The following is a 1,206-nucleotide window of genomic DNA, read 5'->3' as shown; positions in this document are numbered from 1 at the left end:
TAGGGAGACGCTGCAAAAATAGCCAACCGTCCCCACCCTTGGCACACTGAGTACCTTCAACCAGCCACCCTCTCCGTGAGCGTTACGCGCGTGCAGAAGACCTTCTCCGAACTCGAATACACCAGCAAAAAAAAGCAGACTCGCCGAGATCGCTTCCTGGCTGACCTTGAACAGCTGGTGCCCTGGGCACTGCTGGAGGCGCAAGTGGCGCCGTTCTATAGCGACACCACAGGCAAGCGCGGACGCCCTGCGATTAGGTTGTCACGCATGCTGCGCATGTATGTTGTGCAGCAGTGTTTCGGTTTCTCCGATGAAGGTTGCGAAGATGCCGTCTACGACAGCCAGGCCATCCGTGGTTTTATGGGCATCGACCTGGGCCGCGAGTCGGCACCGGATGCCACTACCTTACTGCGTTTTCGCCGCTTGCTGGAAACCCATCGGCTAACGCGGGTGCTGTTTGAAACGATTAACCTGCATCTGGCCGGCCGGGGTCTGCTGTTCAAGGAAGGCACTATCGTCGACGCTACCCTGATCGCCGCGCCGCCCTCGGTCAAGAACCGAGAAGGCAAGCGTGATCCTGAGATGCATCAAGCCAAGAAAGGCAATCAATGGCACTTCGGGATGAAGGCTCACATTGGTGTCGACGCCACGTCGGGGCTGGTGCACAGCGTGGTAGGGACGGCCGCCAACGTGGCGGATGTCACCCAGGTCGACCAGTTGCTGCACGGTGCCGAAACCTATGTTTCGGGTGACGCTGGATACACCGGTACGGCCAAGCGACCGGAGCATGCTGAACGGGACGTTATCTGGTCGATTGCAGCCCGGCCAAGCAGTTACAAGCAGCACGGCGAAGGCAGTGTGCTGTACAGGGTCAAGCGCAAGATCGAATACGCCAAGGCGCAACTGCGTGCCAAGGTCGAGCACCCATTTCAGGTAATCAAGGTGCGCTTCAATCATCGCAAGGTTCTCTACCGTGGGCTGGAAAAGAATACGGCGCAGTTGTTCCAGTCTGTTTGGGTTGGCCAATCTGATGCTGGCCAAGCGGTATTTGCAACGGGCGGCGGGATAAATCCGTCTGAAAGGCGGGTTGACCCGCAAATCAGCAAAATGAGGGCGAAAATCGGCCCTGGAAATGCAAATAAGGCCGGTAGGTTGAAAAAAACCGGCTTGGAAATGGGGGCGGTGCGAACGGGTTAATTGTTCAGC

The 1,206-nt window shown here is 57.5% G+C and carries 1 protein-coding gene; it reads left to right on the top strand.

Features of this window, described 5'->3' with window-relative positions; genetic code table 11:
• The first annotated feature begins 90 nt into the window (after positions 1–90).
• Positions 91–1,069, top strand: a protein-coding gene (locus JZ00_RS29650; RefSeq protein WP_152668489.1) for an IS5-like element IS1406 family transposase whose coding sequence is annotated in 2 segments (ribosomal slippage) — positions 91–1,005 and positions 1,007–1,069 — 978 coding nt in all. Because the reading frame shifts where the segments join, the coding sequence is not laid out codon by codon here.
• The last annotated feature ends 137 nt before the right edge of the window (positions 1,070–1,206 follow it).

It is taken from the genome of Pseudomonas frederiksbergensis, from assembly GCF_000802155.2.
Taxonomy (GTDB): Bacteria; Pseudomonadota; Gammaproteobacteria; order Pseudomonadales; family Pseudomonadaceae; genus Aquipseudomonas; species Aquipseudomonas frederiksbergensis_A.
Note: the sequence above shows the minus strand (reverse complement) of the source record. Positions and strands in the feature narration are given on the sequence as shown.